The organism is Rhodococcus sp. NPDC127593 (genome assembly GCF_042671975.1).
GTDB lineage: Bacteria > Actinomycetota > Actinomycetes > Mycobacteriales > Mycobacteriaceae > Rhodococcus_F.
In genome coordinates, this window is record NZ_JBHXWI010000077.1 from 1 (window position 1) to 12,140 (window position 12,140).

Here is a 12,140-nt window from a genome sequence, read left to right on the forward strand (position 1 = left end):
GCGTCCACCGAGGAGGTGACACCGGCCTTGACTGCCTGACTCACCAACGAGGAGCCACGCGACGGCCCTCGTACACCACTCCCATGGACTTGACCCTCTGCGATCTCGCCAGATCCACTGAGCCAGGACAGTGGAGCCAGAAGTGCCGTGAGTGTAGAGACTGGTTGGAGGTTCCGCGGCGGTGCGTTCTCGGGCCGCCCGGGCCGTTTTCCTCGACGTCAGGACGTCACGCACGATGGTTGGCTGCGCGCGGACGACATTTCGGAGATAGGAATTCTCGTGCATCAGCTCGCCCGAAGACGTCAGACCAACCGCGTCATACCATCGACCGCGAGGATATGGCCAGTGATGTATGAAGAATCCGGGGATACCAAGAAGGCAACACTTCGGGCTATGTCTTCGGGTTCGCCAAGTCTCCCGAGTGCGCTGTGGGAAGCCTTGTCCGCGAATCCGGTCGCGGCCGAGTTGGCTCGCACCCGGCCCGTCATGGTGTACCCGGGCGATACCGCGTTGACCCTGATGTTCAGGTGGCCGACATCAGCGGCCAGGTAGCGGGTGTAGTGCGCAAGCGCCGCCTTCGACAAGGCGTATCCGGCGTATGAGCCGCCCGGCAGAACATTCTCGGCGGACAGCGAGGTGGTATTTACAATCGATGGGCTCGCCGACTCGCGTAGGACTGGCACAGATGCTTGACAGAGGTAAATCGCGGACATCAGATTGACCTCCAGTGCTCTGCGTATGTCCGCGGGGCTGGTTTCGCTTGCTCGGCTGCCTTCGAACGGTGTGATGGCCCCACCGGCGATGTTGACCAGGATGTCGAATCCGCCCCATTCTTCCCGTACGGCGGCCACGATCCTCGTAGCACTTGCTTCCTCTGTCAGGTCTGCTTCGATCCCGATTGTCCGAGCACCCAATTCTTTGATGGCGTCCGTCGTCAGATCGTCCGCTTCTCCTGGAATCTCGAGACCGGAGCGTAGATCGATATCGACGACTGCAACGTCTGCCCCCTGCGCGGCGAGGGTGATCGCAGTAGCGCGGCCGATGCCTCGCCCGGCGCCTGTGACGACGGCTCGCAAGCCCGATAGTGCAGAACTCATAAAGTCTCCTCGGTTCTTCGTAAAGCGACTGGCGTGTCCGAATAGGTCTTTTCGCAACGCATTCGAGAATTCGGATCGAATGGAATCAAGCACGGTCGACATGCGAGCGCAGGAGGGCGGACAATGGCTCACCTGCGGTCGCACGTCGGCCGTGCTTGTTATTACTTGTCGGGGCTTCAGTCCTGTTTCAGCGCGTAGCCTTGCAGCTCCCCGTCTGATGCCCAATTGTGCAGGACGTCGTAGTAGGCAAGCGGGCCGTCTCCGTATCGCCCGCCGATGAAGAGGTCTGCCGGAGTCTCGGCTTTGCCTTCGGCGTTGTAGTAGCCCGGTGTGCATTGAGCGAAGAACCGGAACATCGCATGGTTCTTGGGGGACTCGGCGATAATCCGTACCCATTGTTCGACGTCTTGGGGTTGGGCCTCGACGGCGCGTGCATTCTTGGCTTCGGTCTGGCCGACGATGTGAGCGACGTACTGAGACTGCTCGTCCAGGAGGTGCACAGCGTTCACCGCCGACGCAGTCTGGGTGTTTCCGCCGATGAAGAACATGTTCGGGAACTTGTCGGTCGACATGCCGTGCAGTGTCCGGACGCCGTTCGCCCAGTGCTGCGAGAGCGTTGTTTCCCGGCCGATGATGTCGAAGCCCGTCAACTCGGTGTACGAGATTGCCGATTCGAATCCGGTCGCCATGATCAGGCAATCGAGAGGATGCTCGATACCGTCCACCACGACACCGTTGGGTGTGAATCGCTCCACACCCTGACCGTGAGTGTCGATCAACGTGACGTTCTTCCGATTGAACGCAGCAAGATAGTCGTCGTGCCACCCGGGGCGTTTGCACCACCAGCGGTACCACGGCTTGAGAGCCTCGGCGGTGGTCGGATCTTCGACCATGTCGTCGACGCGGCCTCGGATCTGGTTCATCAACCTGTAGTCGTTGATCTCAGACAGCTCGGCGAGCTCTTCCTGCGTCGGCGGCCGTCCCAACCGATTGGTCACCGAGTCTTCCGGCTCGGCGAGAACCTCGAATGCTCCAGTCCATCCATCGCCGACCATGTCGACCTCGGGCCGCACGTAGCCGGCTTGGGTACCGAATTGAACATGGGCTTGGAAGTTTTCGCGGCGTTCGCGCTGCCAGCCGGGTTTGGACATGTCGACCCAGTCGGGCCCGGTTTCGCGTTGTCCGCGGACCCCGACGGTCGAGGGGGTCCGCTGGAACACCAGGAGCTCGCCGGCGTCTTTGGCCACCTCGGGCACGATCTGCAGAGCCGTCGCACCTGTTCCGACGACTCCGACTCGCTTGTCCTTCAGTCCGGTGAGTCCGCCCTCGCTGGTACCACCGGTGTAGCTGTAGTCCCAACGGCTCGAATGGAAGATATGACCTTCGAACAGATCGATGCCCGGCAGATTAGGGAGTTTCGGCAGGCTCTGACGGCCGCACGCGAGAATGAAGTAGTCGGCGGTCAGCTTGTCGTTGCGGTCCGTTTGAATGTGCCAACGGTTCTCGTCCTCGGACCACTGTGCGCCTGTGATTGCGGTGTGGAAGCAGGCCTTGTCGTAGAGACCGTATTCTTTGCCGATTCGCTGGCTGATCTCGAGCATTTCTGCTGCATAGGCGTAGCGGTGCTTCGGCGCGTAATTCAGTTCTTCGAGCAAAGGCAGGTAGATGTGCGCTTCGATGTCACACATGGCACCCGGGTATCTGTTCCAGTACCACGTTCCGCCGAAGTCACCGCCCGTCTCGATCACCCTGACATCGGTGACTCCGGCGTCGCGCAGCCGAGCGCCCAGCAGCAGTCCGCCGAAGCCGCCGCCTGCGATGATGACGGAGGTGTGATCTGTCAGGGGCTCGCGGGGAACGTCGGCGTCACTCCACGGGTCGCGGCTGTACTGCTCGAATCGCCCGCCGGACGTTCCGACGTACTGCTTCTTGCCGTCCGGGCGGATGCGGCGATCACGTTCGTAGTCGTACCGTTCCTTCAAAGCTGTTGGATCGAAATCCAGATCACCAATGAGTTTGTCGTTCGACACTGGTTCCTCACCCTCGTCTGGCGGCGTCAGTTCGAGTGACGCCTGCAGGTCTGCTGATGTGCAGTCCTAGCGGTGTTGAAGCGAATCCCGGGGCATACGGCTGGGCAGTAGTAGCCTCTTCGGGCTGCTGGCATTGCTACCTTCGCGATGTATTCAGTTAATCAGTGATCGCCATCACCTTGAAGCGACATCGGTCGCGACGGACCGAGACAATTGTTGCGAAAAACGGGGTGGTGCTTCCCGAAAGCGGTGTGGTGCCCGCGCAGACTCACACCCTCAGACGGGACGACACATAATTGATTCCAGCCTGCGTTGGACAGACGAAAGCCGCCACGGTCGAAGTCGACCGTGGCGGCACGCTACGACGCTGGTGAGGTTTCGTAGCGGCGGCAGAGCATCGCGCTTCACGAGCGCAGGCCGGCGGCCGGCACGCACCGTGTGGGTCGTGACCCGGCAGCAGCGTGTTAGAGGAGGCGGAGGAGGGTGGCGTTGGCCTGTCCGCCGCCCTCGCACATGGTTTGTAGGCCGAACTCGATGTCGTTCTCGCGCATGTGGTGAACCATCGTCGTCATCAGCCTGGCGCCGCTCCCACCGAGGGGATGCCCGAGTGCGATTGCGCCACCGTTGGGATTCAACCGTTCTTCGTTGGCCCCGACTTCCTTCAGCCACGCCAAGGCAACCGAGGCGAAAGCTTCGTTGACCTCGTAAGTTCCGATATCGTCGATCGTGAGGCCGCGTCGAGCGAGCAGTTTCTCGGTTGCGGGGATGGGCCCGGTGAGCATCGGCATCGGCGGCGATCCGATGACGACTGCTGTATCGATGGCTGCGATCGGCGTGAAACCGAGCTCGGCGGCGGTGTCGGATCCCATGATCAGCAGTGCGGCGGAGCCGTCGCTGATCTGCGAGGAATTGGCTGCGGTGATCTTGCCGTCCGGGGTGAAGGCCGGCTTGAGCTTGGCGAGCGATTCGAGGGTGCCTCCGCGTCGAACCCCCTCGTCGACCGCTATTTTCTCTCCATTTACCGGGATGGATGCGATCTGGGATTCGAATCGTCCCGCGTCGATTGCCGCGGCCGCTTTGGCGTGGGAGCCGAGGGCGAACTCGTCGAGCTGTGTTCGCGACAGTCCCCAGTCGTCGGCGATCTGTTCCGCACCGATTCCTTGATTGGGGAACTCGGATCCGAACCGCTGGGAGTAGAGCTCACCGAGCGGGGAATTGCCCGCCGCGGTCGACGATCCGATGGGGATGCGGGACATGGATTCGACGCCGCCTGCGACGACGATGTCGTAGTGCCCGGCAACTACGCTCGCTGCGGCGAAGCTGACGGCCTGTTGCGATGACCCGCACTGCCGATCGATGGTGGTGCCGGGAACGTGAATGGGCCATCCTGCGGACAGTGCCGCGGTCCGCGCGATGTCGAAGCTTTGTTCACCGACCTGACTGACGCATCCCCAGATGACATCCTCGACCAACGCGGGATCGAGGCCGGTTCGTTCGATGAGAGCGCGCAACACGTACGCCGACAGATCGGCAGGATGAACGGAAGACAGCCCTCCGTTTCTTTTACCAACTGGCGAGCGGACGGCATCGACGATGACTGCTTCACGAGACATGAACATGCTTTCTGATCGAGCGGAACATGGTATGCGGGTATTGCGGTGGCGCCGGCCTCATCGGTGCGCGGCGACCGGCCATCTCAGAACCAGTCGGCGGACATGTCGAGTGTGGTCCGATCGAGACTGGCGAGAAGATCGAACTGTGCTCTCGTGGCCGGGAGCTCGTAGCGGAAGAAGTAGCGTGCTGCCTGACGCTTTCCGTCGTAGAAGTCTCCCTGCGAATCTCCGACTGCAAGGAACTGTTCGAGCCAGATCCAGGCTACGACGACGTGGCCGACCGCTTCGAGGTAGATCGACGAGTTGGCCAGCGACTGCGCCTTGTCGGGTTCGTCGCGAAGAGTCGTCGTCACCGCTCGGGTGCGGTCGAGTGCAGCGTCGAGATCAGTTGCCAATTCGGCTGCTTCGCCGTCCGCGTGCTGAGCACGCTCAATGGTGGATCCGATGGTGGCCACGAGCAGGTCCAGACCCGCACCGTTTTGCATGACCATCTTTCGGCCGAGCAGGTCGAGACCCTGGATGCCGTGAGTGCCCTCGTGGATCTGGTTGAGCCGATTGTCGCGGTAGAACTGTTCGACGTCGTAGTCCCGGGTGTAGCCGTAACCGCCGTGCACTTGAATGGCGAGGTCGTTGGCGCGGAGGCACCACTGGGATGGCCAACTCTTCGCGATCGGAGTCAACACATCGAGCAACAGGGTCTTTTCGCTCTTCAGCTGCGTGTCGTCGAGGGTGTCCTGCTCATCGACGAGGTTGGAGCAGAAGAGGCCCAGGGCGAGAGCGCCTTCGACGTACGCCTTCTGTGCGAGAAGCATTCTCTTGACGTCGGCGTGTTCGACGATAGGGACCGGCTTGGATGCTGGGTCGCGGTCGGTCTGGCTTCGTCCTTGGGTGCGCGTGAGGGCGTAGCTGACCGATTGACGGTAGCCGGCGTAGCCGAGAGCTGTGGCGAGGAATCCGACTCCGATTCTCGCCTCGTTCATCATGTGGAACATGTAGTTCAACCCACGGTTCGGTGACCCGACGAGGTATCCGATCGCCCCACTGGTCCCCTTCGGGGTGTGGCTGCCGTCCCCGAAGTTCAGCAGGGTGTTCGTGGTGCCACGGTTCCCCATCTTGTGGTTCAGCCCGACGAGCGCGACATCGTTGCGTTCTCCGGGGTTGCCGTCGGCGTCGAGTACGTATTTGGGAACGATGAACAGTGAGATGCCCTTGACGCCGGGTGCGCTGCCGGGAATTTTCGCAAGCACGAGATGGACGATGTTCTCGCTCAGCTCGTGGTCGCCTCCCGAGATCCACATCTTGGTGCCGGTCAGCCGGTAGCTTCCGTCCGGCTGTTCGACCGCTTTGGTCGTGATGTCGGCCAAGGAGGATCCGGCCTGAGGCTCGGACAGACACATCGTTCCGAAGAATCGGCCTTCGAGCATCGGCCGGACGTAGGCGTCGATCTGCTCCTCGGTTGCGTGGGCGACGAGCAGATTTGCGTTTGCCACCGTGAGGAAGGGATAGCCGGTGGTGGATGCGTTGGATGCCTGAAACCACGCCACCGATGCCCGCATCACCGACATCGGCAGTTGCATCCCGCCGAGTGACTCGTCGAACGATCCGGCGAAGAGCCCCGCCTGGGCAAAGACCTCCAGGGCCTTCTTGGCCTCGGGTGTAGTGATGACTTTTCCGTCGTCACCTATCGTCGGTTCCTGAGCGTCCGCGAGCTTGTTGTGGGGCGCGAAGAACTTCGCGGCCATGTCCGCGCTGAGGTCGAGAACAGCGTCGAAGGTGTCCCGGGAGTGTTCCGCGAACCGCGGGCGTTCGGTGAGTGACTCGACATCGAGCCATTCGTAGAGCAAAAATTCGATGTCTCGGCGCGAGAGCGGTGGCGTGGTCATGACATTCCTTCTGTTCTAGATCGACGCGCCGCCGTCGACCGGCAACACGACACCGGTGATGTACCCGGCCTCTTCGGAAGCCAAGAACGCGACGGCTGTGGCCATTTCTGAGGGGTCCGCGAACCGGGCGATCGGGCCGGTGACTTCCGGGATCTTCTCTTCCGGAATGGAGGCCGTCATTCGTGTGGCGGCGTTGGGGGAAATCGCATTGACGGTGACACCGAACAGTGCGAGTTCCTTGGCGGTGGTCTTGGTGAAACCGATGATGCCGGCCTTGGCGGCCGCGTAGTTCGCCTGACCTCGGTTACCGCGAAGACCGGTGTAGGAGGTCACGTTGACGATGCGTCCGTAGTTCTGGGTCCGGAAATGAGGCACAACGGCGCGGGTGAAGCGGAAGGTGCCGCCGGCGTGGACATCGAGCACCTGCGACCAGTCGTCGTCGGTGAGCTTCCACACGACACGATCGCGCAGGATCCCCGCGTTGTTGACCACGACGTCGATACGGCCGGTGCGCTCGACCGTCTCGCTCACCACTCTCTCGACATCCTCGGTGTTGCTGACGTCGGCCTGAGCAGCAGCAGCACCGATATCGTCGGCCGCACGTGCCAGCTCGTCACCGTCGAAATCCACCATGACTACTTCGGCGCCGGAAGTCTTGAAATGCCGGGCCAGCTCGAGGCCGATCCCTCTGGCGGCGCCGGTGACGAGAACTGTTCGTCCGGTGAAGTCGAAGTTGATGTTGCCCATTGATAGTCCTGTTCGTAAGTAGGTCGCGCCGGGTAGCGGTCGAGTCCGGTGTCGGTCAGTGCTGCTCGACGACGGAGGCGCGTTGCAACACGGTCTCGAAGATCCGGGCCGTGGCTGCGTCGACCATGACACCGTCGATGGCGACGGCGCCGTCACCGGCGGCTTCGGCCTCGCGCATCGCGGTGACGACCTTGCGTGCCTGTGCTACCTCTTCCTCGGAGGGCGAGTAGACGTCGTTGGCCAGCGTCACCTGGTTCGGATGGATCGCCCACTTGCCGACCGCGCCGAGTTCTGCGGCCCAATTCGCCTGTTGGAGGTAGGCGTCGTTGTTCTTGAAGTCACCGAACGGACCATCGATTGCATCTAGGCCGTTGCTGCGGGCAGCGACGATCAACTTCGTTCGAGCCGAGTGCCAGATGTCACCCGGGTAGCCGGAACTGGTGCCGATGTGTGCAGATCTCATTCCATGACTGGCCGCGAGGTCACCGACGCCCAGGATCAGCGCCTCCAACCGCGGGCTGCTCGCGGCGATCGCGTCGACGGCCGCCAGAGCTTCCACTTCTTCGATCAGTACCTCCAAGCCGATACCGCCGATCTTCAGGCCGTGCTTGTGTTCGAGCTGCGTCAGCAGAGTGTCGATGAACCAGACATCGCGCGCGGATTTGACCTTGGGAATGATCAACACGTCCAAGTTGGCACCTGCGCCGGCAACCACTTCGGTGATGTCGTCGAGGCACCAGGTCGTCTGGACGCCGTTGATGCGCACCGCGCGGGTCTTCCGCCCCCAATCGAGTTCGCGCAAGGCCGTGACGGCCTGCTTGCGTGCCACGTCCTTGGCGTTGGGCGCGACCGCATCCTCGAGATCGAGAAAAACGAGATCGGCGTCGCCGGCAGCGGCTTTGGCCATCATCTTTTCGCTGGTAGCGGGGGTGGACAGCTCGGATCGGCGTGGCCGTACCGGCCTCGGGTTCGTCATCGGTACTCCTTCGAGATGAATGTGTGAAAAGAATGCTGGTCAGCGTCAGGGGCGCCAGTGGCTGCGTCGCTTGATCAACACACGACGCGTGCACTCGAACACGACACGCATGTCGGATGTGGCTCCCCAGTGTTGGAACTGCACGACACCGGCGTCGTCGCGGTCCGCCGGTTCGACTGCCAGGACCTGGGTGTACGCATAGATCGTGTCTCCGTGAAAGACACCGGCTTTGAAGCGAATGCCGTCCAGACCCAGTTCGGCGAGTGCATTCTCGGCAGTGTCCTGGCTGGTGAGCCCCAGAGTGAGCGAACCGGTGATGAGTCCGAACACCAGACGGCTCTTTCCCCACGGCGAGTCCTTCATCGACGCTTCGTTCCAGTGCTCCTGCGCGGTGTTCATGACCAGTTTGGTGATCAACTGATTCTCGACCTCGTCGATGGTCGCACCGCGTGCATGCTTCCACCGCTGGCCGACCTCGAACGATTCGAACCATCCCGAGTCTTCGGTAACCCATTCCTGGGAAGCGGAGGGTGGTTGTGTCTGAGTCATTTCCGGTGGCTCCCGTCGATCGATTCGTGTGCCGGCGCTTCAGCGGCAGTTCGGCCCGTGCAGCTCACAGTGACCCTTTGCCGGCCAACAGGTTCTTGCGCACGAAACGCAGGACCACCTCGTCGTGCTGGTCGAATGCCGTGGTTTTCCACGTCACGATGCCGTATCCAGGCCGGCTGGCGGAGGGCCGCGAATCCAGGACGATCGACTCGGTGCGGACGGTGTCGCCGGGGTAGATCGGCTGCTCGAACACGCACTCTTCGATGCCCAGAAAGGGACCACCGGATTCGCTGAGATCCTCGACCGACAATCCCACGACGGTGCACAGCACGAGGAACGGATTCAACTGCGAATCTTTGTGCCCGTGTGCGCGCGCGTATTCGGCGTTGAGGTACATCGGAGACCAATGGGCGAGTGCGGTGCTGAACAGCACGTTGTCCGCGGTGGTGATCGTGCGGCCCCAGTGGTGGGGGAAAACCTGGCCGGGTTCGAATTTTTCGAAGTAGGCGCCGCGTCGCCGGACGGGGAACTCCGCGAGATCGGGGGTTGCTGCGGTGTCGGTCATGGACTTCTCCTGACAGTGGGCGTCCCACCCACCATACAATGTTAGTAGTTGACTACCAACTAACTGGACGGGGTCAATACGTCTGCTCCGGCATTCCGAAGGTCGATGTTGTCGGTCCGGGGCAGGCGGTAGATGCAGAAGCCTGCGATCAGACAGAAGATGGCGAGCATGGCGAACACCGAGCCGAGTCCCAGTCCGTTCGCGACGAGCAACGACGCTGCCACCGGGCCGAGGCCGCCGCCGATGAGTGAGGAGATCTGGTAGCTCATCCCCACACCCGTGTAGCGCACGGCGGTGGGGAACAACTCCGAGTACAGCGCACCGATCGGTGCGATACACAGAGAATGGAAGGTGAAGACCAGCGCATACCCAACTACCACTCCCACGGTGGTGGCGCCGGTGAACAGTGGCCACAGGAGCAGGAGATTCAAAGTTGCGAGCGTGACGCCGACGGCCAGCACGCGGCGACGGCCGAACCTGTCCGCGAGAAGGCCCCCGATAGGAATGCCGATGAACGAGAACGCGACTCCGATGACGGACGCATTGAGCAGGAACGATCGCGTCATGCCCAATTCGGTGACTCCGTAGGAGGTGAAGAAGGTTCCCAGGCAGGACTGAATCATGAACGGTCCGGCGAAGACCCCGGCGGCGAGCGCGACGGGTTTGGCGTACTGCGTGAACACGATCGTGATCGGCAATTTGGTTGCACGAGCGTTCTTCTCGGCAGCCTCGACCATCACCGGGCTCTCGGTGATCCGCAGGCGCATGTACACCGCCAAGCCGAACAGCACGACGGTTGCCAAGAATGGCAGTCTCCAACCCCAGGTGAGGAAGTTGTCACCGGTCAGCGAAACGACTATCGAAAATGCTGCGAACCCCAGAAGCACTCCCAATGCCGACCCCATGGCGGTGGCGCTTCCCATGAAGGACCGGCGCTTCGTCGATGAATGCTCGGTCGTCATGACCACTGCCCCGCCCCATTCGCCACCGACGGACAGGCCCTGTACGACGCGAAGAGTGACCAGCAGTACGGGCGCGAGCGCTCCCACTGCCTCGTATGTCGGCAGGACGCCGATGAGGGTAGTGGCCAGGCCCATGAGAACGACGGTCGTGATGAGGGTGGTCTTGCGGCCGATCTTGTCACCGAAATGGCCGAAGACAATCGCCCCGACAGGGCGGGCGATGTAGCCCGCTGCCAGGGTGAGGAATGACAGGACCACTCCGACGGATGCTTGTGCCGGGCTGAAAAACAGCGGACCGAAGACCAACGCTGCCGCGGTGGCGTAGATGCTGAAGTCGTAGAACTCGATGGCCGCGCCGATGAAGCTGGAGAACCAGACGCGCTTCGGTTGCCTTGCTGGTGGCAGTGTCGACGACCGTTTTACGATGTCGCTCTCGATCTCGGACATGAGTGCCTCTTTCGGTGGGGGAAGGGGAGCGTCGACGTCCGACCACGGGAGTGGGGAGTCGTTTGAGGGTCGACCGTCAGCACGCCGGTTGGTTGTGAACCACCAACTTTTCGGTCGACCCCGAATCGTTGCGGGCGTGCGTGTGTCGCTCGGGCAGGTTCAGAAGGTGTAACGGATGATCGATTCGGCGATACACGCCGGTTTCGAGGATTCGTCCGCGTGGAGGGTGACTTCCACGATGGCATCGACCGCGCCCGGCCGTTCGACCACGTCGAGGATCCGGCCTTTGGCGTGTAGTACGGAATTGGAGGGAACCGCGGCAGGAAAGCGGACCCGATTGAGTCCGTAGTTGATCGAGCTCGTCGCGCCGCGCACCTCGATCAGGTCCGTCAGAAACGGTGCGAGCAAGGACAGCGTGAGAAAACCGTGGGCGATCGTGGTGCCGAAGGGCCCTTTCGCTGCCCTGTCCGTGTCGACGTGAATCCACTGACGGTCTTCGGTGACCGCGGCGAACTCGTCGATACGTGCTTGTGATATCGCGATTTTTCGCGAAATTCCCAGGTCGGCGCCTTTCGACTGCCTGAGATGATCAACGGAGGAGAAGACGGACACCGGCGAAGACTCCGATCTGTTTCAGCTACACGTCCTTTGCTGGACGTCAGCAGTTTTTTCCTGGACATAAGTGGTGGTGCCGAGCACAGGCGTGGAGCGACGGTGAAAGCCCCTCGTCCTGCGCCCGGCGCCGCGTCGGCCCTTGTGCCGACACGATGTGCCGCAACGAGCCAGCCGGTGCCGGCTGCTCAGGTGCGTGAACCCGAATCTGTAATTGTGTGGTCAGGCTCGGCGTCGGTGTGACTACACCGACGGTTCAGCAGCCGACAGGGGAACAACCGATGTCGCCCGCACCGCCTGCAGAAACAGATCCGACGAGTTCGTCTTCCAGACGAAATCGCGTGCCCCCGCGGCTCTGGCGTGCCGCGCGTCGTCCTGCCGCACGCTCAGCGCTACGACATGCTGATCGTGGCCCATCTGCCTGATCAGCTCACAGCTGCCCGCAACGTCGGGTAGCCGCATGTCGACCAAGACGAGATCGAACGGTGCCGACCGTGCCTCGGCGAGTGCCGTGGCAGCATCGACGATTTCGATAACGATCGCATTCGCGTGGGTGGCCTCCATGAGCCGTTTGAGCGCCGAACGTACTCTCCTGTCCGAGTCGACGACCATGATCGATGGCCCGACACCCGCATCGCATGGGACCGATGCAGCTGGTG

At 62.0% G+C, this 12,140-nt stretch carries 11 protein-coding genes; all 11 read right to left on the minus strand.

What is annotated here, in order from left to right:
- Positions 1-302 precede the first annotated feature (302 nt).
- Positions 303-1,097 (minus strand): SDR family NAD(P)-dependent oxidoreductase, encoded by a 795-nt coding sequence (locus ACFVJ3_RS42795; RefSeq protein ID WP_378457835.1) that lies wholly within the window; start codon positions 1,095-1,097, stop codon positions 303-305.
- 176 nt (positions 1,098-1,273) lie between these two features.
- Positions 1,274-3,127, minus strand: coding sequence for a flavin-containing monooxygenase (locus tag ACFVJ3_RS42800; RefSeq protein ID WP_378457836.1), 1,854 nt, complete (start codon positions 3,125-3,127; stop codon positions 1,274-1,276).
- 464 nt (positions 3,128-3,591) lie between these two features.
- Positions 3,592-4,746 (minus strand): thiolase family protein, encoded by a 1,155-nt coding sequence (locus ACFVJ3_RS42805; RefSeq protein WP_378457837.1) that lies wholly within the window; start codon positions 4,744-4,746, stop codon positions 3,592-3,594.
- 77 nt (positions 4,747-4,823) lie between these two features.
- Positions 4,824-6,623 (minus strand): acyl-CoA dehydrogenase, encoded by a 1,800-nt coding sequence (locus ACFVJ3_RS42810; protein WP_378457838.1) that lies wholly within the window; start codon positions 6,621-6,623, stop codon positions 4,824-4,826.
- 15 nt (positions 6,624-6,638) lie between these two features.
- Positions 6,639-7,370 carry an SDR family oxidoreductase gene (locus ACFVJ3_RS42815; RefSeq protein ID WP_378457839.1) on the minus strand — a complete coding sequence of 244 codons (732 nt, stop codon included), beginning with the start codon at positions 7,368-7,370 and terminating at the stop codon, positions 6,639-6,641.
- A 55-nt stretch (positions 7,371-7,425) separates the two neighbouring features.
- Positions 7,426-8,346 (minus strand): CoA ester lyase, encoded by a 921-nt coding sequence (locus ACFVJ3_RS42820; protein WP_009478619.1) that lies wholly within the window; start codon positions 8,344-8,346, stop codon positions 7,426-7,428.
- A 45-nt stretch (positions 8,347-8,391) separates the two neighbouring features.
- Positions 8,392-8,895 (minus strand): MaoC family dehydratase, encoded by a 504-nt coding sequence (locus tag ACFVJ3_RS42825; RefSeq protein WP_378457840.1) that lies wholly within the window; start codon positions 8,893-8,895, stop codon positions 8,392-8,394.
- A 64-nt stretch (positions 8,896-8,959) separates the two neighbouring features.
- Positions 8,960-9,460 carry a MaoC family dehydratase gene (locus tag ACFVJ3_RS42830; RefSeq protein ID WP_378457841.1) on the minus strand — a complete coding sequence of 167 codons (501 nt, stop codon included), beginning with the start codon at positions 9,458-9,460 and terminating at the stop codon, positions 8,960-8,962.
- Between the two features lie 59 nt (positions 9,461-9,519).
- A complete protein-coding gene (locus ACFVJ3_RS42835) occupies positions 9,520-10,869 on the minus strand; it encodes an MFS transporter (RefSeq protein ID WP_378457842.1) in 1,350 nt (449 codons plus the stop codon).
- 159 nt (positions 10,870-11,028) lie between these two features.
- Positions 11,029-11,481, minus strand: coding sequence for a MaoC family dehydratase (locus tag ACFVJ3_RS42840; protein WP_378457843.1), 453 nt, complete (start codon positions 11,479-11,481; stop codon positions 11,029-11,031).
- 243 nt (positions 11,482-11,724) lie between these two features.
- Positions 11,725-12,093: a response regulator gene (locus tag ACFVJ3_RS42845; RefSeq protein WP_378457844.1), complete on the minus strand. Its 369-nt coding sequence runs from the start codon at positions 12,091-12,093 to the stop codon at positions 11,725-11,727.
- Positions 12,094-12,140 lie beyond the last annotated feature (47 nt).

Coding starts and splice junctions, on each gene's coding strand:
- ACFVJ3_RS42795 (WP_378457835.1), bottom strand. CDS start 1,097: ATGAGTTCTGCACTATCGGGCTTGCGAGCCGTCGTCACAGGCGCCGGG.
- ACFVJ3_RS42805 (WP_378457837.1), bottom strand. CDS start 4,746: ATGTTCATGTCTCGTGAAGCAGTCATCGTCGATGCCGTCCGCTCGCCA.
- ACFVJ3_RS42810 (WP_378457838.1), bottom strand. CDS start 6,623: ATGACCACGCCACCGCTCTCGCGCCGAGACATCGAATTTTTGCTCTAC.
- ACFVJ3_RS42815 (WP_378457839.1), bottom strand. CDS start 7,370: ATGGGCAACATCAACTTCGACTTCACCGGACGAACAGTTCTCGTCACC.
- ACFVJ3_RS42820 (WP_009478619.1), bottom strand. CDS start 8,346: ATGACGAACCCGAGGCCGGTACGGCCACGCCGATCCGAGCTGTCCACC.
- ACFVJ3_RS42825 (WP_378457840.1), bottom strand. CDS start 8,895: ATGACTCAGACACAACCACCCTCCGCTTCCCAGGAATGGGTTACCGAA.
- ACFVJ3_RS42830 (WP_378457841.1), bottom strand. CDS start 9,460: ATGACCGACACCGCAGCAACCCCCGATCTCGCGGAGTTCCCCGTCCGG.
- ACFVJ3_RS42835 (WP_378457842.1), bottom strand. CDS start 10,869: ATGTCCGAGATCGAGAGCGACATCGTAAAACGGTCGTCGACACTGCCA.
- ACFVJ3_RS42845 (WP_378457844.1), bottom strand. CDS start 12,093: ATGGTCGTCGACTCGGACAGGAGAGTACGTTCGGCGCTCAAACGGCTC.